23 protein-coding genes and 3 pseudogenes are annotated in these 22,731 nt (G+C 71.2%); 11 read left to right on the top strand and 15 right to left on the bottom strand.

The window, feature by feature from the left end; translation table 11 throughout:
* Positions 1 to 36 precede the first annotated feature (36 nt).
* Genes A0130_17200 through A0130_17190 form a run of 3 tightly spaced genes read left to right on the top strand, consistent with a single transcriptional unit; the run spans position 37 to position 1,567 of the window.
* The gene (locus A0130_17200; GenBank protein ID ANF33516.1) at positions 37 to 540 is read left to right on the top strand and encodes a molybdopterin-binding protein; all 504 of its coding nucleotides are present in this window, start codon (positions 37 to 39) and stop codon (positions 538 to 540) included.
* A 38-nt stretch (positions 541 to 578) separates the two neighbouring features.
* Positions 579 to 1,304 (top strand): oxidoreductase, encoded by a 726-nt coding sequence (locus A0130_17195; GenBank protein ID ANF33515.1) that lies wholly within the window; start codon positions 579 to 581, stop codon positions 1,302 to 1,304.
* The gene (locus A0130_17190) at positions 1,301 to 1,567 is read left to right on the top strand and encodes a hypothetical protein (GenBank protein ANF33164.1); all 267 of its coding nucleotides are present in this window, start codon (positions 1,301 to 1,303) and stop codon (positions 1,565 to 1,567) included. Before A0130_17195 ends, A0130_17190 begins: the two co-directional genes overlap by 4 nt.
* A 9-nt stretch (positions 1,568 to 1,576) precedes the next feature.
* Here A0130_17190 and A0130_17185 read toward each other — a convergent pair whose 3' ends face one another.
* Positions 1,577 to 3,541, bottom strand: a complete 1,965-nt coding sequence (locus A0130_17185) for an amino acid transporter (GenBank protein ANF33514.1) — start codon at positions 3,539 to 3,541, stop codon at positions 1,577 to 1,579.
* 61 nt (positions 3,542 to 3,602) lie between these two features.
* Positions 3,603 to 5,105: a short-chain dehydrogenase gene (locus A0130_17180; GenBank protein ID ANF33163.1), complete on the bottom strand. Its 1,503-nt coding sequence runs from the start codon at positions 5,103 to 5,105 to the stop codon at positions 3,603 to 3,605.
* 29 nt (positions 5,106 to 5,134) lie between these two features.
* On the opposite strand from A0130_17180, the gene A0130_17175 reads away from it, so the two are divergent.
* Complete coding sequence (locus A0130_17175) at positions 5,135 to 5,563, top strand: hypothetical protein (GenBank protein ANF33162.1); 429 nt, start codon at positions 5,135 to 5,137, stop codon at positions 5,561 to 5,563.
* A 17-nt stretch (positions 5,564 to 5,580) separates the two neighbouring features.
* Here A0130_17175 and A0130_17170 read toward each other — a convergent pair whose 3' ends face one another.
* Complete coding sequence (locus A0130_17170; protein ID ANF33161.1) at positions 5,581 to 5,970, bottom strand: hypothetical protein; 390 nt, start codon at positions 5,968 to 5,970, stop codon at positions 5,581 to 5,583.
* A gap of 33 nt (positions 5,971 to 6,003) precedes the next feature.
* On the opposite strand from A0130_17170, the gene A0130_17165 reads away from it, so the two are divergent.
* Positions 6,004 to 6,624, top strand: coding sequence for a LysR family transcriptional regulator (locus A0130_17165; protein ANF33160.1), 621 nt, complete (start codon positions 6,004 to 6,006; stop codon positions 6,622 to 6,624).
* 103 nt (positions 6,625 to 6,727) lie between these two features.
* Positions 6,728 to 8,026 carry a lactate 2-monooxygenase gene (locus A0130_17160; protein ID ANF33159.1) on the top strand — a complete coding sequence of 433 codons (1,299 nt, stop codon included), beginning with the start codon at positions 6,728 to 6,730 and terminating at the stop codon, positions 8,024 to 8,026.
* 58 nt (positions 8,027 to 8,084) lie between these two features.
* Here the strand turns inward: A0130_17160 and A0130_17155 are convergent, their stop codons facing one another.
* The 4 genes from A0130_17155 to A0130_17140 form a co-directional block, all read right to left on the bottom strand.
* Positions 8,085 to 8,492, bottom strand: a complete 408-nt coding sequence (locus tag A0130_17155; protein ANF33158.1) for a hypothetical protein — start codon at positions 8,490 to 8,492, stop codon at positions 8,085 to 8,087.
* 30 nt (positions 8,493 to 8,522) lie between these two features.
* Complete coding sequence (locus A0130_17150; protein ID ANF33157.1) at positions 8,523 to 9,446, bottom strand: zinc-binding dehydrogenase; 924 nt, start codon at positions 9,444 to 9,446, stop codon at positions 8,523 to 8,525.
* Between the two features lie 74 nt (positions 9,447 to 9,520).
* A complete protein-coding gene (locus tag A0130_17145) occupies positions 9,521 to 10,549 on the bottom strand; it encodes a 6-phosphofructokinase (GenBank protein ID ANF33156.1) in 1,029 nt (342 codons plus the stop codon).
* A 96-nt stretch (positions 10,550 to 10,645) separates the two neighbouring features.
* Entirely contained in the window at positions 10,646 to 11,269 is a 624-nt protein-coding gene (locus A0130_17140; protein ID ANF33155.1) for a CYTH domain-containing protein, read from the bottom strand.
* Positions 11,270 to 11,345: 76 nt separating this feature from the next.
* Between A0130_17140 and A0130_17135 the strand changes: the two genes are divergently transcribed.
* Positions 11,346 to 11,738, top strand: coding sequence for a hypothetical protein (locus A0130_17135; protein ID ANF33154.1), 393 nt, complete (start codon positions 11,346 to 11,348; stop codon positions 11,736 to 11,738).
* 44 nt (positions 11,739 to 11,782) lie between these two features.
* Positions 11,783 to 11,971, top strand: coding sequence for a hypothetical protein (locus A0130_17130; GenBank protein ID ANF33153.1), 189 nt, complete (start codon positions 11,783 to 11,785; stop codon positions 11,969 to 11,971).
* Positions 11,972 to 11,987: 16 nt separating this feature from the next.
* Here A0130_17130 and A0130_17125 read toward each other — a convergent pair whose 3' ends face one another.
* The 3 genes from A0130_17125 to A0130_17115 form a co-directional block, all read right to left on the bottom strand.
* On the bottom strand, positions 11,988 to 14,147 hold the full coding sequence (locus A0130_17125) for a helicase (protein ANF33152.1): 2,160 nt from the start codon (positions 14,145 to 14,147) through the stop codon (positions 11,988 to 11,990).
* A gap of 170 nt (positions 14,148 to 14,317) precedes the next feature.
* Positions 14,318 to 14,602, bottom strand: coding sequence for a hypothetical protein (locus A0130_17120; protein ID ANF33513.1), 285 nt, complete (start codon positions 14,600 to 14,602; stop codon positions 14,318 to 14,320).
* Between the two features lie 173 nt (positions 14,603 to 14,775).
* Positions 14,776 to 15,204 (bottom strand): hypothetical protein, encoded by a 429-nt coding sequence (locus tag A0130_17115; GenBank protein ID ANF33151.1) that lies wholly within the window; start codon positions 15,202 to 15,204, stop codon positions 14,776 to 14,778.
* A 171-nt stretch (positions 15,205 to 15,375) separates the two neighbouring features.
* Between A0130_17115 and A0130_17110 the strand changes: the two genes are divergently transcribed.
* The 3 genes and pseudogenes from A0130_17110 to A0130_17100 all read left to right on the top strand — a co-directional run bounded on the left by A0130_17110 (position 15,376) and on the right by A0130_17100 (position 17,518).
* Positions 15,376 to 15,654, top strand: a complete 279-nt coding sequence (locus A0130_17110) for a hypothetical protein (GenBank protein ANF33150.1) — start codon at positions 15,376 to 15,378, stop codon at positions 15,652 to 15,654.
* A 4-nt stretch (positions 15,655 to 15,658) separates the two neighbouring features.
* A pseudogene (locus tag A0130_17105) lies at positions 15,659 to 16,188 on the top strand (RNase III inhibitor).
* A gap of 56 nt (positions 16,189 to 16,244) precedes the next feature.
* Positions 16,245 to 17,518: pseudogene (locus A0130_17100) on the top strand (acetylornithine deacetylase).
* A 4-nt stretch (positions 17,519 to 17,522) separates the two neighbouring features.
* On the opposite strand, the gene A0130_17095 reads toward A0130_17100, so the two are convergent.
* The 5 genes and pseudogenes from A0130_17095 to A0130_17075 all read right to left on the bottom strand — a co-directional run bounded on the left by A0130_17095 (position 17,523) and on the right by A0130_17075 (position 22,650).
* A complete protein-coding gene (locus A0130_17095) occupies positions 17,523 to 18,116 on the bottom strand; it encodes a hypothetical protein (GenBank protein ANF33149.1) in 594 nt (197 codons plus the stop codon).
* Positions 18,117 to 18,252: 136 nt separating this feature from the next.
* Positions 18,253 to 19,112 (bottom strand): annotated as a pseudogene (locus A0130_17090) (aldehyde dehydrogenase).
* Complete coding sequence (locus A0130_17085) at positions 19,109 to 20,605, bottom strand: betaine-aldehyde dehydrogenase (GenBank protein ANF33148.1); 1,497 nt, start codon at positions 20,603 to 20,605, stop codon at positions 19,109 to 19,111. The pseudogene A0130_17090 and the gene A0130_17085 overlap by 4 nt, the downstream one beginning before the upstream one ends.
* 18 nt (positions 20,606 to 20,623) lie before the next feature.
* Positions 20,624 to 21,661 carry a 2-deoxyribose-5-phosphate aldolase gene (locus A0130_17080; protein ANF33147.1) on the bottom strand — a complete coding sequence of 346 codons (1,038 nt, stop codon included), beginning with the start codon at positions 21,659 to 21,661 and terminating at the stop codon, positions 20,624 to 20,626.
* Positions 21,662 to 21,672: 11 nt separating this feature from the next.
* Positions 21,673 to 22,650: a transcriptional regulator gene (locus A0130_17075; protein ANF33512.1), complete on the bottom strand. Its 978-nt coding sequence runs from the start codon at positions 22,648 to 22,650 to the stop codon at positions 21,673 to 21,675.
* Positions 22,651 to 22,731: the final 81 nt, after the last annotated feature.

Raw genomic sequence — 22,731 nt, 5'->3', positions numbered from 1 at the left:
CTCCCACCCGGTCAGTACCTGACCGAGGGCTTCCCGGTGCTCAGCGCCGGGCCCACGCCCCGTATCGCCAAGGACGACTGGGCGTTCACGATCACCACCGAGAAGGGCGACGTCCACCGGTGGAGTTGGGATGAGTTCATGGCCCTCCCGCAGGAGGACGTGAGCACCGACATCCACTGCGTCACCAGCTGGTCGAAGCTCGGGACGTCGTGGCGCGGCGTCGCCCTCGACACCCTGTTCAAGGATGTCGACACGAGCTTCGAGTACACGATGGCGCACAGCTACGGCGGCTACACCACGAACGTGCCGCTCGCCGACCTGCTGAACGGCAAGGCGTGGGTCGCGCACAGCTTCGACGGCAAAGACCTCGAGCCGGAGCACGGCGGCCCCGCCCGACTGCTCGTGCCGCACCTGTACTTCTGGAAGAGCGCGAAGTGGGTCAACGGGCTGCAGATGCTGCCGCAGGACCAGCCGGGCTTCTGGGAGCAGAACGGCTACAACATGTACGGCGACCCCTGGAAGGAACAGCGCTACTGGTGAGCAACGTATGGCGGGCGGCCGACGTCGTCGACACGCGGATGGAGACCCCGACGGCCCGCACCATCCGGTTGCGCATCCCCGGCCTGCACGGCCACCTCGCGGGGCAGCACGTCGACATCCGGTTGACGGCCCCGGACGGCTACCAGGCGGTCCGCTCGTACTCGATCGCGTCCGGCGGAGGCCGCGGCGCGCTCGAACCGCACGAGCTGCCCGACGACGAGCTGGAGCTGACGGTCGAGGAGCTCGCCGACGGCGAGGTCTCCCCCTACCTCGTCCGCGGCCTGCAGAACGGCGACCAGCTGGAGGTGCGCGGACCGGTCGGCGGCTGGTTCGTCTGGCGGCCGGGCGACACGACGCCCGTGCAGCTCATCGCGGGCGGGTCGGGCGTCGTGCCCCTGATGTCCATGGCCCGGGCGCACGCCGCCGCGGCGAGCACGGCGCCGTTCCGGATGCTGTACTCGGTGCGCGCGCCGTTCTCGCGGTACTACACGGACGAGCTCGCGACCCTGGCGACCGACGCGGCCCCGCTCGAGGTCGACTACATCTACACGCGGCAGGCCCCGCCGGACTCGGACGCGAAGCCCGGCCGCCTGACCGCCGAGGGCCTGATGCAGCGCGTGCTGCCGGCCTCCGACTCCCCCACCTTCTTCATCTGCGGTTCGACGCCGTTCGTCGAGGCGGTCTCAGGCTGGCTGGTCGACGCCGGCCACGACCCGGCCCGGGTCCGCACCGAGCGCTACGGCGGAGTCGGAGGCACGCCATGACCGATCTCACCTACCTCGACGGCAACGCGGCCGCCGGCCTGCTGTCGGAGGTCTTCGCCGCCGACATCACCACCGCAGTGGGACGCTGCGCCAACTGCGGCGACGAGGCCGTGGTCGCGCGGGCCCGCGTGTACGTCGACGAGCACGGCCTCGTGGTCCGCTGCTCGGTCTGCGGCGACGTCATCGCCGTCGCCGCAGAACGCGCCGGCCGCCTCTGCCTCGACCTCCGCGGCCTCGCCTGGCTCGAGTTCCCCGTCGAGTAGCCCGCCGCGTCAGGAGACGTGGACGGCGGGGCGGCGCTTGACGTCCTTCTCGGCCTCGCGGAGCACCTCGCGGGTGACCGGAGCGACCTCGCCGACACCGGTGATCAGGTAGCGGAACATGTTCGAGATCGGGTTGCCCTCGGTCCACTCGAAGTAGATCGTCGGCACGACGCCCGTCACATCCCGCATCTCGATCAGCACAGCCGCGATCGTGTTCGGAACGTTGCCGCTCTTCACCTGCAGCACCCGGTAGCCGTGCTTGACGACGCCGTGCACGACCAGATCCTCCTCGAAGTCCGACGAGTCGGACTTCATCACCTCGAGGAAGATGGTCCGCGACCGCTGCGGGATGTGGCTGAACTTCCGCTCGTCCTTGTTCTTCTGCTCGTACTCCTTGGTCGTGTCGACGTCGGGTTCGTGCGAGATGATCCGGATCTCGCCCTCCTCCGCGTCCTCCAGGATGAAGTCGAGCGCCGTCACGTCGAAGGTCACCGAGGTGGCGCGCAGCTGGAAGGACCGACCGATGCGCGACACGATCGACACCACGAGGATGCCCAGGATGAACAGCGCCGCGATCCGCAGGCCGTCGGGTCGCTCGATGATGTTGTCGATGGTCGTGTACACGAAGATCGCCGTGATCAGGCCGAAAACGACCGTGCGCTTCGGCTGCCGCTTGCGCCGCGCCGAGAGCGTGACCGCGAGGGATGCGGACGTGATGAGCACCAGCACGCCGGTCGCGTAGGCGCCGCCCTGCGCATCCACGCTCGCCTCGAAGACCAGCGTGATCAGGAAGGCGATCGCGGTGAACACCAGCACCAGGGGACGCACCGCGCGCGCCCACTGCGGCGCCATCCCGTAGCGCGGCAGGTAGCGCGGCACCAGGTTGAGCAGGCCCGCCATGGCCGAGGCGCCCGCGAACCACAGGATGAGGATGGTCGACAAGTCGTAGACCGTGCCGAAGCCGTTGCCCAGGTACTCGTGCGCGAGGTACGCGAGCGCGCGCCCGTTCGCCTGTCCCCCGGGCTGAAACTCGCGCTGCGGGATGAGCAGCGTGGTGGTGAAGCTCGACGTGATCAGGAAGACGCTCATGATGATCGCGGCGGTGGTGAGCAGCCGGCCGGCGCCGCGGATGCGTCCCTTCGGGTACGCGGGGTCGTCGTCCGGGCGCCCCTTGATCTGCGGCATCACCGCGACCCCGGTCTCGAAGCCGGAGAGGCCCAGCGCCAGCTTCGGGAACACCAGCAGCGCGACGCCGACGATGATCAGCGGATTGCCGTTCTGCCGGAACAGCGCCTCCGACCAGTCGGTGACCGCGGTGGGATGCGCGAACACCTGCACGATGGAGACGCCGACCACGACGACGTTGAGCGCGAGGTAGACGGCGACCAGCACGACCGCGATGCCGATGGCCTCCTTGAACCCCTTGAGGAACACCGCGCCGAGCAGCGCCAGCAGGAACAGCGTGATGAGGACGTTGTTGCCGTGGAACCACTCCGGCGCGAACGGGTTCTCGATCGCGTGCGCCGAGGCGTCGGCGGCCGACAGCGTGATCGTGATCATGAAGTCCGTCGCCGCGAAGCCCAGCAGCACGAGCACCAGCAGCTTGCCCGCCCACCACGGCAGCAGCCGCTCCAGCATGGCGATCGACCCCGAGCCCTTGAAGCTCTCGCGCGCGACCCGGCGATAGACCGGCAGGGCGCCGAGCAGCGTCAGTGCGACAAGCACCAGCGTCGCGAACGGCGAGATCAGGCCCGCGGCGAGCGCGGCGATGGCGGGCTGGTAGCCGAGGGTCGAGAAGTAGTCGACACCGGTGAGGCACATGACCTGCCACCACGGGTGCGTGCGCTCGGGGTTGCGGCCGTGCGGTCCCTGCTGGGTGCCGCGCTCGTCCACCAGGCCGGTGAGCAGCCAGTGCCGGAGGGCGCCGCCCTTCGCCGTCGAGGGGATGGGCCGGGCCTGCCCAGGGACCGTGATCTCGCCGCGCGGGGTGACCCGCGGCAGCGGCGTGCCTTCACTCACGTGCTCAGAGTAGCTCTCACCAGGCCGAGACACGGTAGTCCTTCAGGAACACCCCATGAAGGTCCTCGCCGGCCTCGCCGCGGACGATCGGGTCGTAAACGCGCGCGGCGCCGTCGACCAGGTCGAGCGGGGCGTGGAAGCCCTCCTCGGCGAGCCGCACCTTGGTGTGGTGCGGGCGCTCGTCGGTGATCCATCCCGTGTCGACGCTGGTCATCAGGATGCCGTCGCTCTCGAACAGCTCGCCCGCGCTCGTGCGCGTGAGCATGTTGAGCGCGGCCTTCGACATGTTGGTGTGCGGGTGCCCGGCGCCCTTGTAACGGCGCCCGAAGACGCCCTCCATGGCGGACACGTTGACGACGTACGAACGTCCCGCGGCCGCGAGCGACGGGCGCAGCCGGTCGATCAGGATGAAGGGCGCGGTCTGGTTGCAGAGCTGCACCTCGAGCAGTTCGAGGGCGTCGATGCTGCCGATCGCCTGCGTCCAGCTGTTGACGTGGGCGACGTCGGGTACGAGGCCGCCCGCGTCGATGGCCGTGCCGTCGGCGTGCTTCGCCAGCGATGACGACCCGGCGCTCATGGCGGCCGTCGCGAGGTCGTCGGCGGTGAGCGCCGCGGCTCCGGCCAGCTCGGCGATCGTGCCGCGCACGTCCGCCGCCGACAGCAGCGGATGGGCGGCGACCGAACGCTCCAGGGCGAGCGGATGCGGGTCGGCGGTGTGGCCGAACGTCTCCAGTTCGGGCAGCGGCCCGTCGGGCAGCGGCTGCGTCTCGGCCTCCGCGAGCAGCGAGTACGCGCCCGGCGAGCGGCGGACCGTCTGAGCCGCGTTGTTGATGAGGATGTCGAGGGAGCCGCGCTCGGCGACCGAGTCCGCGAGCGCGATCACCTGGGCGGGGTCGCGCAGGTCGATCCCGACGACGCGCAGCCGGTGCAGCCAGGAGCCGGCGTCCGGCAGCTGGGAGAAGCGGCGCACCGCATCCCGCGGGAACCGCGTCGTGACGGTCAGGTGCGCGCCGTCCCTCAGCAGCCGCAGCGCGATGTGCATGCCGATCTTCGCGCGGCCGCCGGTCAGCAGCGCGCGCTTGCCGGTGAGATCGGTGCGGGCGTTGCGCTTCGCGTGGCTGAACGCCGCGCAGGACGGGCAGAGCTGGTGGTAGAACCAGTCGACCTCGGTGTAGTGCTGCTTACAGATGTAGCAGGCCTGGGAGTTGAGCAGGGTGCCGGCGGTGGTCGAGCCGGTGGTGCTGGAGGTCAGCTCGCGGCCCCGGGTCTCGTCGTCGATGCGGTCCGGCGCACCCGTCGCGGTGGCGGCGATCACGGCGCGGTCGGCGGCGAGCTCCTGCGCGCGGAGCTCGCGGCGGCGCGCCTGCTTGGACGCCTTGAACATGTGCGAGGTCGCCCGGCGCACGGTCACGTAGTCGGGGTGGTCCTTGTCGAGCTCGTGCAGCCGCTCCAGAACGCGGAGGGTCGTGGCGAGCTCGTCGGGATCGAGGCCGGGAGCGGCCGGGGTTTCGGGAGGCACCGGAAGATTCTACGTGGCACGATGAACCCATGGATGCGCACGCGTTCTTCGAGGCGACCGGCACGGCATTCGAGTTCGCCGGGGTGGCCGTGATGGCCGTCGGCCTGCTCGTGGCCGTCGCGCTGGCCCTCATCGCGTGGACGCGTCAGCGCAGCGGGGCTGCGGCGTTCCGCACGCTGCGCGAGAGCTTCGGCGGCGTCATCCTGCTCGGGCTCGAGATCCTGGTCGCGGCGGACCTGGTCCGCACGGTCACGTCGACGCCGTCACTGACCGACGCGATCGTGCTGGCGATCATCGTGCTGATCCGCACCATCCTGAGCTTCTCGCTGCAGGTCGAGATCGACGGGGTCGCTCCCTGGAAGCGCGCCCGGCTGACCAACGGACCGCAGACGCTCGCCCGCGCCGCCCGCTCGGCGACGCGGACGCCGGACGGCGGCCAGCAGCCCAGCGGCGTGTGACGCCAGGGGTGCAGCCCCTACTCGGCGTCTGACCGCCGGGCGGCGCGCTCGGCGTCGCGCTGCTTGACGCGTGCGTTCTCGGCGCGCACCGCGGCCTGGGTGGCCCGCTCGTCGACCAGCCACTGCGGCGGGTCGGCGAGCAGCGCCTTGATCTCGGAGGTGGTCAGCGCCTCCGTGACGCCGCCGCGGGCCAGCCCCGAGTTGGACACCCCGAGCTTGCGCGCCACGACGTCGCGCGGGTGCGGCCCGTCGGCCCGCAGGGACTGCAGCCACTCCAGCGGTTCGGCATTCAGCTCGTCCAGCTCGGTGCGGCTGATCTCGCGGTCGCGGAAGTCGTCGGGCGCCGCCGGCAGGTAGATGCCGAGCTTCTTGGCCGCGGTGGCCGCTTTCATGGTCTGCGCCTTCATGTCCTCCAGGCTACCGTTCGCTACCCTCGTGGGATGTCCACCCGCTTCTCGCTCGCCTTCCCGCTCGGCGTCACCGTCGGAAAGTGGACGCGCACCTTCGAGCAGCGTTTTCCGGATGTGGAGCTGGTGGTGCGGCCGAGCGACGACCCGCTGGGGATGCTCGCGGCGGGGGACGCGGACATGGTGTTCGCCCGCGACGCCACGGCCGACGACGAGCGGCACCTCATCCCGCTCTACGCGGAGGACGTGGTCGTGGTCATGCACCACGAGCACCTGCTGACGCTGGAGGAGCACCTGTTCCTGGAGGAGCTGGCCGACGAGCCGCGGGTGACCGGCGAGCCGTCGGAGGCGTTCATGCGCAGCGTGGCGGCGGGTGACGGCATCGCGCTGCTCCCCGCCTCCGTCGCGAAGGCGCTGCGCCGGAAGGACGTGGTCGCCCTGCGCGTCGAGGACGCCCCGACGAGCAGCATCGGCCTGACCTGGCCGCGCGAGGGACAGCATCCTCTGGTCGACGACTTCATCGGGATCGTGCGCGGCCGCACCGCGCACTCCTCCCGCAACCCCGAGGTCGCTGCCCGCGAGTCCGCGCCCCGCCAGACGCCCGCGCGCAAGCCCGCCCCCGGCGCCCGCGGCAAGCGGCCCCGCCGCCGCTGACGCGCATCCAGGGGTCGCAACGCGCCGTTATGCCGCGCGGATAACGGCGTGTTGCGTCCCTGGATGATCGGGTGAGCCGATGCGCAGCGAGCAGAATGGGGGCATGAGCAGCGCCGGCAGAGACGCCCAGTCGGAGATCTATCGCGCGGGGGTTTCCGGGCGGCGGCCCCGCATCCCGGTCGGGTTCCGGCAGCTGGAGCGCGGGGCCCAGCGGCGGATGAGCCGAGCGGCCTTCGCGTACATCGCCGGCTCTGCGGGGCTCGAGCGCACCGCCCGGGCCAACCTCGACGCGTTCGCGCGGCACCGCATCGTCCCGCGCGTCCTGCGGGATGTGTCGACCCGCGACCTCTCGATCGACCTGTTCGGCGTCCGCCGCCCCACTCCCCTGCTGCTCGCCCCGATCGGGGTGCTGGAGCTCGCCCGGCGCGGCGGCGACGCGGCGGCAGCCCGGGCGGCGGCCTCTCTCGGCGTCCCGGTCACGCTCTCCACCCAGGCGTCGCAGCCGATGGAGGAGGTGGCCGCATCCATGGACGCGGTCGCGCCCGGCGCCTCGCGCTGGTTCCAGCTCTACTGGAGCTCGTCCCGCGATCTCGTCGCCAGCCTGGTCGACCGTGCCGAGCGGTCCGGCTGCGAGGCGATCGTCGTCACCCTCGACACGCATGTGCTCGGCTGGCGGCCGCGCGACCTCGACCTCGGCTACCTGCCGTTCAGCCGCGGTCTCGGCATCGCGCAGTACACCAGCGACCAGGTGTTCCGGGAACTGGTCCAGGAGCGGGCGGCGCGTGGCGGGCACCCGGCCACCACCCCGACGCCGGCCGCGCTCGCGTCGTTCGCGAGCATCCTGCGCCACCACCCCGGCACGCTGCGGGACAACCTCCGCTCGGGCGAGCCGCTGGCCGCGGTCGAGACGTTCCTCGACGTGTTCGCCGACCCGTCCCTCACCTGGGACGACCTCGCCTTCCTGCGCGACCGCACGCGCCTGCCGATCGTGCTCAAGGGCGTGCTGCATCCGGACGACGCGCGGCAGGCGATCGACGCCGGGATGGACGCGGTGCAGGTCTCGAACCACGGCGGACGTCAGATCGACGGCGAGATCGCGGCACTGGATGCGCTGCCCGCGATCGTCGAGGCCGTCGACGGCCGCCTTCCTGTGCTGTTCGACAGCGGCGTCCGCAGCGGGTCGGACGCGGTGGTCGCGCTCGCGCTCGGCGCCCGCGCGGTCGCGATCGGCCGGCCCTACGCCTACGCCCTCGCGCTGGCGGGCGAGGAGGGCGTTCGCGAACTCCTGCGCAACACGATCGCGGAGCTGGACATCACCCTCGGCCTCGCCGGCGTCCGCAGCGTGGAGCAGTTGGACGCGTCCATCCTGGCCGCCGCCTCCGTCGCCACCGTGCCTGGTTGACGCAACACGCCGCGTCCGGCACCGGCTGAGCGGCGTGTTGCGTCAACCAGACGCAGGCTTAGGAGACCGACGCCCCGATCAGCGACAGCAGCGCCTGCGCGTACGCCGTCGCGGCGTCCTCGTGCTCGTAGAAGCGCTCCTCGCCGCCGAAGAACACGGTCACGCGGTAGCCGTCGGGCGTGCGCGCCAGGTGGCGGAAGCTGCCGCCGAGCAGCTCGCGCAGCTGGTCCTCGCGCGGGATCCACAGCGCATCCTCCACTGCCAGCGAGTCAAGCGCCCACTCGGTCGTCCCGTTGAACCCGAGGATCGTGCCGGTGTCGAAGTGGTGCGGCTCGATGGTCATCTCGCTGACCGTGAACCGCTCGCCCTCCATCCCGGGCCGGTCGATGGCGAACGTGTCCCCGGACGCGGGCTGCCAGCGCAGACCCGCGGCCCGAAGCTGCCGGGCGATGTCCTCTGCGATCATGGATGCTCCTCTCGGCGGCCGCGGCCGCGCTCAGTCGGTGACGACGACGACCTTGCCGCGCACGTGGCCGCCCTCCAACCGCCCGTACGCCTCCACCGTCCGCTCGATCGGGAAGATGGAGTCGATGGGCAGCACCAGCTCGTTCTCCGCGAGCAGGTCGGCCAGCTCGGCCAGCTCGTCGTTGCCCGCGGCGCGGCCGCCGACGCTTCGTGCCCCGCGCGCCTCCGGCCCGAAGACGGCGATGGTGTTCACCCGCTCGATCGGCACGCCGAGCTCGAGCGCCGCCTCGATGGTGTCCGCGCCGTGGTTGTCGAGCACGACGGTGACGCGGTCGTCGTCGATCAGGTCGCGCACCCGATCCGCGAGCCCCTCGCCGTAGGTCACCGGGATGACGCCCAGCGACTCCAGGAACTCGTGGTTCTCCTCCCCCGCTGTGCCGATCACGGTGGCGCCGGACCGCACCGCCAGCTGGGCCGCCAGCACGCCGACTCCGCCGGCCGCGGCGCTCACCAGCACCGTGTCACGCTCGTGGATGTCGGCCGCGCGCACCGTCGCCATCGCCGTCCGCCCCACGACGCCCAGCGACCCCGCCGCCTCGAAGGTCAGCGGATCGGGCTTGGCGATCACCTGGCCGTCCTCCGGGACCACGACGAAGTCGGCGATCGCGGCGAACGGCGCCGTTCCGAGCACGGCCTGCCCCATCTCGAACCGCGTGACGCCCTCGCCCAATTCCTCGACGAAGCCCGCGAAGTCCTGCCCCATCCCGCTCGGCAGGGTGACGCCCATGTGGGCCGCCGCCTGCTCCGACCGGTAGGCCTTGATGTCCATCGGGTTGAGTCCCGCCGCCATCACGCGCACGAGGAGCTGGCCGGGGCCGGGCCACGGTCTCTCCCGCTCGACCACCTGCAGGTAGTCGCGGGAACCGAACTCCTCGAACTGGACGAAACGCGGCACTGCAGGCTCCTTCCTCTGGTACCAGGGAGCCTATCCCCGGCGGGCGCGGCCGGGCAGGGCGGTGCAGCGGATGCTCAGCCGAAGAGCAGCGCTGCCTCCTCGTAGCGGGCGTCCGGAACGGTCTTGAGGCCGCCGGTCGCGTCGGCGATCGAGACGTTCACCACATCGGTGCCGCGCAGCGAGACCATCGAGCCCCAGCGGCCCTCGTAGACCGCGTCGACCGCGGCCATGCCGAGGCGCGTGGCGAGCACGCGGTCGTAAGCGCTCGGCACGCCGCCGCGCTGCATGTGGCCGAGGACCGTCGCGCGCGACTCGATGCCGGTGCGCTCCTCGATCATGGGGGCGAGCATCTCGCCGATGCCGCCCAGGCGCGGGCGGTTGAACGCATCCAGGCCCTTGTGCGAGTGCGCCTCCTCCATCGTGTCGAGGTGGAAGCCCTCCGACACCACGATGACGGGCGCGCGGCCGCGGTCTCGGACCGACTCCACCCACTCGCAGATCTGCTCGATGGACTGCGGCTGCTCCGGGATGAGGATGGCGTGCGCGCCGCCCGCCATGCCCGAGTGCAGGGCGATCCAGCCGACGTGGCGGCCCATGACCTCGACGACCATGCAGCGCTGGTGCGACTCGGCGGTGGTGCGCAGGCGGTCGATGGCCTCGGTGGCGATCTCGACGGCGGTGTCGAAGCCGAACGAGTAGTCGGTGGCGGCGAGGTCGTTGTCGATGGTCTTCGGCACGCCGACGATCCTGAGGCCGGCGTCGGTGAGGCGGCGGGCCGCGGTGAGCGTACCCTCGCCGCCGATCGCGATGATCGCGTCGATGCCGTTCTCGTCCATCATGCGCTGGATGTTCTCCGGGCCGCCCTTGTCGCCCTCGAACGGGTTGGTGCGGCTGGAGCCGAGGATGGTGCCGCCCTGGCGGGACAGGCCGCGGACGCTGTGCCGGTCGAGCGGCATGATGTCACCCTCGACCACGCCGCGCCAGCCGTAACGGAAGCCGGCGAACTCGGAGTGGTGCACGCGGTCGCCTTTCAGGACCGCACCGCGGATGACCGCGTTCAGGCCCGGGCAGTCGCCGCCGCTAGTGAGGATGCCGATCTTCATGCTGCTCCGTTTCGAGTCCGTGCTTGAATCATGCCCGCCCGCGCCGGGCTGCACAAAATCGCACTGGACGGATGACGCCCACCGGTGGTAGGCGGATCAGAGCCCGAGGGCGCGCTGCAGCTTCGACGAGCTCTCGGACGGGCGGGCGCCCGCGGCGAGCAGCCGTTCCTCGATCGCGTCGAGCAGCGCCTCCCGGCGCTCGCGCTTGTCCGGCGCACCGGCGAGCAGCTCGACCTCCCATTCGCGCCACTCCAGTGCGCCGCCCGCGCGCAGGTTCTCGCTGCGCACGTGGTCGTCGGTCAGCTCGGCGAGGTCGAAGCCGGCCGCATCCTGAAGCACCACGCTGTCGCGCTGATTCGTCACCCGGGCGATCGGGACGAGCGCCTCGTCGCCGACCAGCGGGCGCAGGTGCTCGCGGACCTCCGCGGGCGGCGTGTCGTCGTCGGTCAGCGGCCAGTGCCGCTCGGTGCGGCCCTCGTCGGCCGGCTCCTTGACGTGCCAGCCCGCGTCGTGGCCGCCGCGGCGGACGCGCAGAGCTGTCCGGTGCTGCGCGAGGGTCAGGTCGGCGGTGTCGAAGTACGTGGCGACGAGCTCGTGCCGGACGGGCTCGCCCTGGACGGCGACCGCGCCCACGCCGACGAGCTGCGGATGCCGGGCGTCGGCCTCCACGTCGTACTTGCGCTCGATCTCGACCTGGGAATGGTGGTTCTGGTCCGGCATCCACCCTGTCTAGTCCACATCTCCGCGGACGCGAAATCCGCTGCGCGCTGTCGGCGGACTCCTCTACGGTGAACGCATGACTGCTGAGACGATCACCGCCCGCTTCGATGTCACCGGCTGGGACCCGGCCGAGCTCCCCGGCATCGACGGCGACTGGGTAGGCGCGGTCGTGATGCGCAAGACGTACACGGAGGGCCTGGTCGGCGAGTCCGTCGCCCACTTCGTCTCGTCGGGCACCGAGGAGGGCGGCCGCGGCTACCTCGCCGCCGAGAGGATCACCGGTCGGCTCGACGACGGACGCGAGGGCTCGATCACCGTGCATCACGGCGCGCTGCAGCACCCCGACGATCCCAGCGCATTCGCCTACATCGTGCCGGGAACGGGCACCGGCGACTTCGCCGGATTCAGCGGCGCGGCGCGGATCGTGCACGACGAGCGCGGGCCGTTCTTCGTGTTCGACCTCGACTGAATCGGGCGCTTCACGCGTCCGCCGCCCGGCGGTACCCTCAGGGCATGAGCGACCCGACCGAACGAGACGAGGACCTCGACGACTTCCGCGAGGCGCAGGAGACCGACTACGAGCCCGAGCCCGTCGTTAACGACCCCGAAGACCTCCCGGTGGTCGACGACGAGGACGACGAGCTGCTCCCCGACGACGACCGCCCGGTCCCGCTCGACCCCGACGACGCCGAGATCGCCTGACGGCTACCGCCGCGGCTTACGCCAGCGCATCCTCCAGCAGGCGGATGAGCGCGTCGAGCTGCACAGAGTCGGCCGAGCCGACCTCGACATCGCTGCCGTCGAGGGCGCGCGCCGCGAGTCCCTGCTTGGCGTCGATCAGCTCCCCGATCTTGGAGTCGATGGTCTGAGCGGCGATGATCCGCCACGCGGTGACCGGCTCCTCCTGGCCGATGCGGTGGACGCGGTCGATCGCCTGCGTCTGCTCGGCGGCGGTCCACGACAGCTCGGCGAGCACCACGTTGGAGGCCGCCTGCAGGTTGAGGCCGACGCCCGCGGCGGTCAGCGAGCAGACCGCGACCGCCACCTCCGGGTCGTTGTTGAAGGCGTCGATCTCCTTTTGGCGGGCCAGCGCGGACTGGTCGCCGCGGATCGAGATCGTCTTGAGGTCGCGGGCGGCGAAGGCCTCCTCCGCCGCATCCATCACGTCGATGTGCTTGGCGAAGAACACCACCTTGCCGACCGAGCGGGCCAGCTGGGCGGTGTAGTCGGAGGCCAGCCCGGCCTTCGCCTGGCCGATCTTGCGGACCATCGTGAAGACGTTGTCGCCGGTCTTGGCCGACTTCGACTCCTCGAGCTCCGACTGAGCGACCAGACGGATGAGGTGGCGGCGGTGCGCCTCGTCGTCGCCCTCGAACGAGTCCGGACGACCGGCGGCCGCGGCACGGTGGAACTTCGCGACCAGGCGCGCGGCCAGCTCCTTCTCCGCCTGGCGGATGGAGCGGCCGAGCTCGTCGTCCAGCTCGACCGGCAGATCCACGACCCGCCGGCTCGGCAGATCGGCGGCGACGTCGATCTTGCGGCGGCGGACGATGCCCATGTCGATGACGGACTCGCGCGCGGCGGCGTAGAAGCCGAAGTCGGCCGGGGTCAGCCCGGTCTCCTCCAGGTGCTCCATGAGCTGTGCGGTCGGCTTGTTCCCGTCGATCCAGCCGAGGAACTGCCAGATCGCCTTGAAGTCGTCGATGTCGTTGATGAGCGGCGTACCGGTCAGCGCGATCATCAGCGGGTCGGGCGTGGCCTGGCGGATGGCGTCGGCGAGTCCCAGCACCAGCCGCGACCGCTGCGAGTGCAGGTTCTTGATGAAGTGCGCCTCGTCGACGACCATCCCCTTGAAGCCGAGCGTGCTCAGCCAGGAGAGGTGCCGATCCAGGACCTCGTAGTTGACGATGACGACGTCGGCGAACGCGTCCAGTCCCTCTCCGTCGCCGTGGATGACGGTGGCGCGGCGGTGCGGCGTCCAGCGCTCGACCTCGCGCGCCCAGTTCATTTTGACCACGTTCGGGACGACGGCGAGCAGCGGGTAGGCGCCCGCGACCGAGGCGGCGAGCACCGACTGCGCGGTCTTGCCGAGGCCCGGCTCGTCGGCGAGCAGGAAGGAGCGGTGACCCTGGCGCACGCTCTCGATGAAGCGCGACTGGTGGTGCATCAGCTCCAGGCCGTTCGGCGAGTAGCGGTCGATCAGCGGCGCCGGCGGCAGCTCCATGCTGGCCGCCTGGCCGCCCGCGCCGTACTCGAACGACTTGAACAGCGGGCCCAGCAGCTCCCACGAGTCCAGACGGCGGCGCGGCGTAGGCGCCGCGGGCGTGAGACGCGAGAGGTCGGGCGCCAGGAACGGGTTGGACAGCTGGCGCGCCTTCACCGACGGCGGCACGACCTGCTTCTCCGCCAGCTCCGGCGGGATGACGCTGTCCTGCTTCGGGGTCGGTCGCTCGATCGTGATGATGAGGTCGTCCGGCGACAGCTCCGTGCCGGACTCGAGCAGCCAGTCGCGTCGCATCTTCTGCGCGGTGGCGCTCGACGCGGTCTCGCTCTCGAGCAGCGAGATGAGCGACGTGTCGCGCGCCGCCGTCTTGGCGAGGATGGTGGCGATGCCGTCGAGCCGCTTCAGCTGCTCGGCGCGGGCGGCGTCGCTCAGCTCCGGGTCGGCCTTCGCGCGGGCGCGCTCCTCGCGCATGAGGAAGGCGATCACCTGGAACTTGGTGCGGTTGGTCGGCCCGAGCTTCTTGCCGTCGGCGGCCTTCGCCTCGACCTCGCGCACCTTGCGGGCGAGGACGGGGATGAGGCCGTCGTTGTTGGCGTGGCGGTTCTTCCGCTGCTGCGGTCTGGTCGAACTGGTGCGCTGACCGGAACGAGACATGGTCCTCCAGTGGAGGGCGCCGCGCGCGGACTGCGGGCACGACGCCATTGGTCATGAGGCCGGCGGGGCGGCGAGCTTCGGGAACCGAGTGGCCCGGGCTCGACGCGGTGACGCCGGGAGCGCGACACAGGAAGGCCGCGCAGCATCCATTCTACCGGCTGCGGGGCCGTTCAGCGACGAGTGTCGGCGGGGATCTTGATGGTGAGCGCGGCGACGACGAACACGGCCGCCGCGGCGAGGCTCAACAGCGGCAGCGCGCCTGCGATCGCGGTGATGGGCCAGACCGGGTTCCACACCACGGCGATCGGGATGAGGCCGGCCAGCCACCACCAGCGCCCCGCCTGCCCCGCGAAGACGCAGAGGATGAGCGCGAGGATGCTGACCGCGTAGCGCACGTAGAGGTACCAATCCCCCGGGAGTGCCAGTCCGAACAGCAGGATCAGCGCGCCGAGCATCCCGGGCGCGAGCGCCGCGCGGTTGAAGGCGGGCTGCTGCGGGGTGTGGGGACGTGACACGGCATCCCACTCTACGCGGCCCGGACATGGTGCGCCCGCCCGGGTATCGGAGACGTCCTCTCCGGCCCGGACGGGCGACGTGGTGGTGCGGGTGCTGTGGTGCAGGCTGCCGGTCAGAGGACCCCCCGGCGGAGGAGGAACGCGCACGGCGGCGCGTCGGAGCCGACGCGGACCGTGACGGCGGAGTCGCGCGCGAGTTCGAGGAACGGCTCGCGCTCCAGGCGGGTCATGGGCACGCGGCGGAGTTCGGCGTCCGACGCGATCCCGTTCACCGCGAACGCGACGTCGGGTACGTCGTAGGGCTCGTCCGCGAGGTCCAGGAACACGATCGGGGAGGCGTCCTCCTGATCGAGCGGGAACACCGAGAGGATCGCCTCGGCGGCGGCCTCGGTGGTGACGCCGTCCCCGAGGTGGACGACGGGCGACGTGATCCGGTCTTCGGGATAGCCGCTGCCCACGAGGGTCAGCGTCTCGCCATCTCTCATGGCGTCGAGAGCGCTCAAGAGCGCGCCGGACAGCAGTGGGCTGAGGTTCTTCAGCAAAGTCGGGCCTTTCCTGTTAAACGAATATTTCTCAACCCCTCCCTGGAGGATAGACCCCGCTGTATGTCCACCCCTATCCCCCGTTCGGGGGCAATCCCGGGAACTGCGTTCGTTCCGCGAGCGCCGAACTACCCCTCTGGGGTATGAAGGCCACGGGCTTATCCTGAGGGGATGATCGCCGACATCAAGAAGCGCGCACTGCACCGGACGCGCATCCTCGAGGGACAGCTCCGGGGGCTCGAGAAGATGATCGAGAACGAGGACTACTGCATCGACATCATCACGCAGTCCCTCGCCATCCAGAAGTCGCTCGGGTCGCTCAACCGCCTGCTGGTGGAGAACCACCTCCGCACGCACGTCACCGAGGCGTTCGAGGAGGGCGGCGACGCGGCGGACGAGGCGATCGTCGAGCTCCTGAAGATCTACGAGCTCTCGAACAACCGGGGCTGAGGGGATGGCCGACGAACTCATCCGCATCGTCCGCGGCGACATCACCGACGAGTCTGTGGACGCGATCGTCAACGCCGCCAACAGCTCGCTGCTCGGCGGAGGCGGCGTCGACGGCGCCATCCACCGCCGCGGCGGCCCGAGCATCCTGCAGGCGACGAAGGAGCTGCGCGCGACGACTCTGCCGGACGGCCTTCCGACCGGGCAGGCGATCGCCACGACCGCCGGCGACCTCGCCGCGAAGTGGGTCATCCACACGGTCGGGCCGGTGTGGTCGTCGCGCGAGGACCGCACCCCCTTCTGCAGAACGCGTACCGCTCGTCGCTGAGGGTCGCGCGCGAGCTCGGCGCGCGCACGGTCGCGTTCCCCGCGGTCTCCGCCGGGATCTACGGCTGGCCGATGGACGACGCGGCGCGCATCGCGATCAGCACGGTCCGCGCCGTGCTGTCGTCCGGCGTCGGGTCGGTCGAACACGTGCGGTTCGTACTGTTCAACGATGAGGCGTTCGACGCCTTCCGCGAAGCGGCCGGCGAGTGAGCGGCGCCGACGACGAGGCGTTGGAGCGCTTCCGGACGCTGCTGCGCATCCCGACCATGTCGCGCAACGCCGTCGAGGAGACCGACTGGGAGGCGTTCGACCGGTTCGTGGACGCGCTTCCCGGGCTGTACCCCGCGCTGCACGACACCCTCGAACGCGAGCGGCACGGCCACTCGCTCCTCTACCGCTGGCGCGGCCGCGGATCGGGTGCCCCGACGGTGCTGATGGCGCACTTCGACGTCGTCCCCGCCACGGACGAGGGATGGACGCATCCCCCGTTCGCCGCGACGCTCACCGGCGACGGCGAGCAGCGGCTGCTGTGGGGCCGCGGGGCGATCGACGACAAGGGCGCGGTGGTCGCCATCCTCGAGGCGGTCGAGGCGCTGGTGCGGTCGGGCTTCCAGCCGGCCGACGACGTCTACCTGAGTTTCGGGCACGACGAGGAGACCGTCGGCTCGGGCGCCCGCGGATCGCCGCGGTGCTGGCCGAGCGCGGGATCCGTCCCGCGCTCGTGCTCGACGAGGGCGGTGCGGTCGTCGAGGGCATCTTCCCGGGCGTCGCGAAGCCGATCGCCGTGGTCGGCGTCAGCGAGAAGGGCATCACCAGCGTGCGGCTCACGGTCGAGCAGCAGGGCGGTCACGCATCCACTCCCCCGCCGATGACCGCCACCGTGCGGCTGGCGCGGGCGATCACCCGGCTCAACGCGCGCCCGTTCCCGGCACGGTTGTCCGAGACGAACCTGCGGATGGTCGAGACGCTGGGCGCGCACGCGACCGGCCCGCTGCGGTCGGTGTTCACGCGGGCCCGGCGCCTGCAGCCCGTGCTGCGAACGGTGTTCGGGAGGCTGAGCGACGAGACGCGGGCGATCGTCCGCACGACGACCGCGGTCACGCAGCTGCGCGGCAGCCTCGCGGCGAACGCGCTGCCCGAGACCGCGGAGGCGACCGTGAACGTCCGGATCGCGGTCGGCTCGTCGGTCGCCGAGACGCTGGACCACCTGCGCCGCGCGATCCGGGACGACGCCGTGCGGGTGGAGGCGGTGGACGCGAGCGAGCCGTCGCCCGTCTCTCCCTCCGACGGACCGCAGTGGGACCGGCTGGCCGGCGCAATTTCCGCGGTGCATCCGGATGCGGTGGTGACGCCGTACATCATGCTCGGCGCGAGCGACAGCCGGCACTTCACCGGCATCTGTCAGGCCGTGTACCGGTTCACGCCGTTCGAGCTGAGCGCGGACGAACGCGCCGCCCTGCACGCACGCGACGAGCGCATCGACGTCGCAACCTGGCTGCGCGGCATCGCCGTCTACGAGCGCCTGCTCCGCGCCTCCTGAACCGTCAGGAGTCGGTACCGAGGTACGGGAGCGTGATCGCGCGGGAGTTCGGCGGCAGCTCGCGGATGCGCTCCAGAGCGGGGGCGAGCTCGCCGGCCCAGACGCGGTAGCCCTCCGCGTTCAAGTGCAGGCGGTCCTCGGTGTAGGCGGGGTTCAGCTCGCCGTCCTCCAGCGCGAGCGCGGGCCACAGGTCGAGCCAGCCGGCATGCGCGCCCGGCGCGAACTGCCACAGGTGGCGGTTGATGTCGCGGATCTGGTCGGCGAACTCGTGCCCGCGCGGCATCACGGACTGGGCCAGGATGCGCGAGTCGGGCAGCTCCCGCCGCAGCGTCACCAGCATGGTCTCGATGTTGCGGACGACGTGCTCGACCGACCGGCGCCAGGCCAGGTCGTTGGTCCCGACGAGTAGAGCCACCGTCGCCGGACGCGCGTCGATCACGTCGCCGAGGCGCGCGATCACGTCGTCGGTCGTGTCGCCGGCCATCCCGAAGTTGCGGACCCTCTCACCGGGAAGCAGCGCATCCCAGTCGCCGCCCTGCGTCAGGCTGTCGCCGACGAGGGCCAGCTCACCGTGCTCCGGTCTCCACTCATCCCCCATGGCGCCTCCCGTCTCGTCCCTTCCATCCTCCCTCACAACCCTGTGAACCGGAAGAAACGCAATCCCCAGCGATGATTCGTGCCGAATGCGCGCCATTCCTCACGAATAGCGCACATTCGGCACGAATCGCGCGGGGTCAGAGCAGCGATTTGGTGTGCCAGACCGTCTTGGTCTCGGTGAAGAACGCGATGCGGTCGAGCGAGGGGGCGGCCGCGTCGGGGCCGTTCTCGGGGTGAGCACGCGCTTCAGGGTGTCCGCGGCGGCGATCTGCAGGTCGATCCACTCCAGGTCGCCCGCGCCCACCAGATCCAGCGCGTTGACGTCGGCGTGCGACGCCAGCCACGGCGCGATCTCGGCCGGGGAGCCGGTCAGGATGTTGACCACGCCGCCCGGGACGTCGCTCGTCGCGAGCACCTCGCTCAGGCTGATCGCAGAGAGCGGGAACCGCTCGCTCGCGATCACGACGACGGTGTTTCCCGCGACGAGCGCCGGGGCGACCGCGCTGACGAAGCCGACGAGGCTCGAGTCCTGCGGCGCGACGATCGCGACGACGCCGGTCGGCTCCGGCACGGAGATGTTGAAGTACGGGCCGGCGACCGGGTTGGCGTTGCCCGCGACCTGCGCGAACTTGTCCGCCCATCCCGCGTACCAGACCCAGCGGTCGATCGCCTCGTCCACCTGGGCGGTCGCGGCGGAGGATGAGACGCCCTCGGCCTGCTGGATCTCGTCGACGAACTGCGCACGACGCCCTTCCAGCAGCTCGGCGATGCGGTAGAGCACCTGGCCGCGGTTGTACGCGGTCGCACCCGACCACCCCGACACCGCGGCGCGGGCGGCGACGACGGCATCGCGGGCGTCCTTGCGGGAGGCCTTGGCGGCGTTCGCCAGGAACGCGCCCTTCGCCGAGACGACTTCGTAGGTGCGGCCGGACTCGCTGCGCGGGAACTTCCCGCCGATGTACAGCTTGTAGGTCTTGGGGACGGCGAGCCGGGTCACTTGGATGCTCCCTTGCGAGCGAGGCGGGCGGGGATGGATGCCGCGGCGGGCAGCGATCGGCCGGGCACCAGGTAGGCGCCGAGACCGTGGCGGCCGCCCTCGCGGCCGTAGCCCGACTCCTTGTAGCCGCCGAACGGGCTCGCCGGGTCGAAGCGGTTGAAGGTGTTCGCCCAGACGACGCCCGCGCGAAGCTGGTCGGCGACGGCGAGGATGCGGCTGCCCTTGTCGGACCAGATGCCGGCGGACAGGCCGTACGGCGTGTTGTTCGCCTTGGCGATGGCCTCCGCCGGCGTGCGGAAGGTCAGCACCGACAGCACCGGGCCGAAGATCTCCTCGCGGGCGATGCGGTGGCTGGTCGAGACGTTGTCGAAGATCGTCGGCGCGAACCAGAACCCGTTCTCGGGGATGGCGCAGTCGGCGGTCCAGCGTTCGGCGCCTTCGGCCTCGCCGATGTCGGACAGCTCGCGGATGCGCTGCAGCTGCTCGGCGGAGTTGATGGCTCCGATGTCGGTGTTCTTGTCGAGGGGGTCGCCGAGGCGCAGTGTCGACAGGCGGCGCTTCAGCCGGTCGACGACCTCGTCGTGGATGCTCTCCTGCACCAGCAGGCGGCTGCCGGCGCAGCAGACGTGGCCCTGGTTGAAGAAGATCCCGTTGACGATGCCCTCGATCGCCTGGTCGATGGGCGCGTCGTCGAAGACGATGTTCGCGGCCTTGCCGCCGAGCTCCAGCGTCAGCTTCTTGGAGGTGCCGGCGACCGTGCGGGCGATCTCGCGTCCGACCGCGGTCGAGCCGGTGAAGGCGACCTTGTTCACGTCGGGGTGCGCGACCAGCTCGCGGCCGGTCTCGCCCGCGCCCGTGACGATGTTGACGACACCGGCGGGCAGGTCGGCCTGCTGCACGATCTCCGCGAACAGCAGCGCGGTGAGCGGCGTGGTCTCGGCCGGCTTCAGCACGACCGTGTTGCCGGCTGCGAGCGCCGGGGCGATCTTCCACGCGAGCATCAGCAGCGGGAAGTTCCACGGGATGACCTGCGCCGCGACACCCAGCGCGCGGGGCGCGGGGCCGAGGCCGGCGTGCTCCAGCTTGTCCGCCCATCCCGCGTAGTAGAAGAACCAGGCGGCGACGAGCGGGACGTCGACATCCCGGCTCTCCTTGATCGGCTTGCCGTTGTCGAGGCTCTCCGCGACGGCGAGCTCGCGGGAGCGCTCCTGGATGAGCCGCGCGATGCGGAACAGGTACTTGCCGCGGTCGCTGCCGCTCATCCGCGACCAGACGCGGTCGTAGGCCCGGCGGGCGGCGGCGACGGCGGTGTCCACATCGGACGCGTCGGCGGTCGCGATGGTCGCCAGGCGCTCCTCGGTGGCCGGGGAGATGGTCTGGAACGGCGTGCCGTGACCGGCGACGAACTCGCCGTCGATGAACAGGCCGTATTCGTCGCGCAGGTTGAGGATCGACCGCGACTCGGGAGCCGGGGCGTATTCGAGGAAGCTCATGTCAGTTCTCGTTTCGGGTCAGTCGATCGTCACGTAGTCGGCGCCGGAGTAGTGCCCGGTCGTCAGCTTCTGCCGCTGCAGCAGCACGTCGTTGAGGAGGCTGGACGCGCCGAACCGGAACAGGTGCGGCTGCAGCCAGTGCTCGCCGACGGTCTCGGCGACGGTGACGAGGTATTTGATGGCGTCCTTCGAGGAGCGGATGCCGCCGGCGGGCTTCACGCCGATCTCCTCGCCGGTGAGCCGATGCCAGTCGCGCACGACCTCCAGCATGAGCAGCGTGACGGGCAGGGTCGCCGCGGGCGACACCTTGCCGGTGGAGGTCTTGATGAAGTCGCCGCCGGCCAGGATGCTGAGCCAGGATGCGCGGCGCACGTTGTCGTAGGTGTTCAGCTCGCCGGTCTCGAGGATCACTTTGAGGTGGGCGTACGTGCCGTCCTCGCGGCGGCAGGCCTCCTTCACGGCGACGATCTCGTCGAACACCTGGCCGTAGCGTCCGGAGAGGAAGGCCCCACGGTCGATGACCATGTCGATCTCGTCGGCGCCCGCGGCCACGGCATCCGCCGTGTCGGCGAGCTTGACCTTCAGGGACGCGCGCCCGCTCGGGAAGGCGGTGGCGACAGCGGCGACGTTGATTCCACCCTGGCCGCCGGCGCGGCGGACCGCCCCGGCGTGGGACGCGCCGAGCGCCTCCACCGCGTACGGGACCATGTCGCCGTAGACGCAGACGGCCGCGGGACGCGGAGCGGTCAGGTCCGACGGGTCGGGGGTGAGCGCCTTGGCGACGAGCGAGCGCACCTTGCCGGGCGTGTCCGCGCCCTCCAGCGTGGTGAGGTCGATGAGCTCGATGACGGTGTCGAGGGCCCACTTCTTGCTGGTCGTCTTGATCGAGCGCGTGCCGAGGCCGGCGGCGCGCTGCTCCAGGCCGACCGCGTCCACGCCCGGGATGCCGCCCAGGTAGCGCCGCAGCGATCCCTCGGTGAGGTCGCCGCCGAGCACCTCGACGGCGCGGGCCGCCGGCGCGAGCGTGCGCACGGGCGGCGTGGTCTCGATGGTCATGTGGTCCTCCATTACTGTGCCGCGACCTGGTCGGCCGTGGCGCTCGGCGCGGTGCGGCCGAGCAGATCGTTGGCGGTGGCCTCGTCGGTGATGAGGGTGGTGCACAGGCCGCTCGCCACGACGGCGTGCGCGACCCGGTGCTTCGCCTCCCCGGCGATGACCGCGATGGATGTGCGCGCTGCCCGGAGCTCGTCGAGGCTGAGCCCCAGCGTGCGCGCGTCGAGCTCGGGATCAGCGACCTGGCCGTCGTCGGTGATGAAGCGGCCGACGACGTCGCCGACCGCGCCTTTCTCGGCGAGCCGGGCCACATCCTCGACCGACAGGTAGCCGGAGTCGACGTGCACCGAGCTGGTGTCGACGACTCCGGCGCTGAACAGGTAGGCGCTCGCGTTGCGGGCGAGTTCGAGCACGCTCTGCACCGAGCGATCGGCCTCGATCGCGCGGCGGGTGGCGGCGTGCTCGAAGATGGCGGGGCTGGGGAGCAGCGTGGCCGTGCCCTGCGCCTTGCGCGCGATGACCACGGCGGTGTCGGCGGCCGCGGTGGCCTGACGGGTGGACGAGACACTCCCGTTGATCTGCACCGGGTTGACGCCGACGGCCCAGCCGGGGCGCAGGCGCGCGGCGACGGCATGCAGGGTGCGGCCCCAGCTCACGCCGAGCGTGCGCGGGACGGGACGCAGCGTGGTCAGGTAGTCGGCGGCCGCCTGGGCGACGCGGCCCTGCACCTCGGCGTCGGACTCCGCGGCGGGGACGACCACCGCGTCCTCCAGGCCGTAGAAGCCGCACAGCTCGCGCTCCAGCGAGAAGCGGCGAGCGCTCGGGTGCACGATCTCGATGCGCACGAACCCGTGCTCGCGGGCGGCGACGAGGAGGCGGCCGACCTTCCAGCGGGAGACGTTCAGAGCGACGCCGATCTCATCCTGCGTCTTGCCGGCCTCGTAGTAGAGCTCTGCGGCTTTGACGGCGAGGATCTCGTCGGAATCGTTCAGGGCCACCCCTCAAGCTTAGGAAGCGTCCGCGCAAGCGAGCAACATGTGCGTGGTGAGTGCTCAAATGAGCACGGCCGGTCT

This window comes from Leifsonia xyli (genome assembly GCA_001647635.1).
Lineage (GTDB): Bacteria > Actinomycetota > Actinomycetes > Actinomycetales > Microbacteriaceae > Leifsonia > Leifsonia xyli_A.
This window is presented reverse-complemented; position numbering and strand designations above follow the sequence as displayed.

Coding starts and splice junctions, on each gene's coding strand:
- A0130_17195 (ANF33515.1), top strand. CDS start 579: ATGGAGACCCCGACGGCCCGCACCATCCGGTTGCGCATCCCCGGCCTG.
- A0130_17190 (ANF33164.1), top strand. CDS start 1,301: ATGACCGATCTCACCTACCTCGACGGCAACGCGGCCGCCGGCCTGCTG.
- A0130_17175 (ANF33162.1), top strand. CDS start 5,135: ATGGATGCGCACGCGTTCTTCGAGGCGACCGGCACGGCATTCGAGTTC.
- A0130_17170 (ANF33161.1), bottom strand. CDS start 5,970: ATGAAGGCGCAGACCATGAAAGCGGCCACCGCGGCCAAGAAGCTCGGC.
- A0130_17165 (ANF33160.1), top strand. CDS start 6,004: ATGTCCACCCGCTTCTCGCTCGCCTTCCCGCTCGGCGTCACCGTCGGA.
- A0130_17160 (ANF33159.1), top strand. CDS start 6,728: ATGAGCAGCGCCGGCAGAGACGCCCAGTCGGAGATCTATCGCGCGGGG.
- A0130_17155 (ANF33158.1), bottom strand. CDS start 8,492: ATGATCGCAGAGGACATCGCCCGGCAGCTTCGGGCCGCGGGTCTGCGC.
- A0130_17145 (ANF33156.1), bottom strand. CDS start 10,549: ATGAAGATCGGCATCCTCACTAGCGGCGGCGACTGCCCGGGCCTGAAC.
- A0130_17140 (ANF33155.1), bottom strand. CDS start 11,269: ATGCCGGACCAGAACCACCATTCCCAGGTCGAGATCGAGCGCAAGTAC.
- A0130_17135 (ANF33154.1), top strand. CDS start 11,346: ATGACTGCTGAGACGATCACCGCCCGCTTCGATGTCACCGGCTGGGAC.
- A0130_17130 (ANF33153.1), top strand. CDS start 11,783: ATGAGCGACCCGACCGAACGAGACGAGGACCTCGACGACTTCCGCGAG.
- A0130_17125 (ANF33152.1), bottom strand. CDS start 14,147: ATGTCTCGTTCCGGTCAGCGCACCAGTTCGACCAGACCGCAGCAGCGG.
- A0130_17120 (ANF33513.1), bottom strand. CDS start 14,602: ATGCTCGGCGCGCTGATCCTGCTGTTCGGACTGGCACTCCCGGGGGAT.
- A0130_17110 (ANF33150.1), top strand. CDS start 15,376: ATGATCGCCGACATCAAGAAGCGCGCACTGCACCGGACGCGCATCCTC.
- A0130_17095 (ANF33149.1), bottom strand. CDS start 18,116: ATGGGGGATGAGTGGAGACCGGAGCACGGTGAGCTGGCCCTCGTCGGC.
- A0130_17085 (ANF33148.1), bottom strand. CDS start 20,605: ATGAGCTTCCTCGAATACGCCCCGGCTCCCGAGTCGCGGTCGATCCTC.
- A0130_17080 (ANF33147.1), bottom strand. CDS start 21,661: ATGACCATCGAGACCACGCCGCCCGTGCGCACGCTCGCGCCGGCGGCC.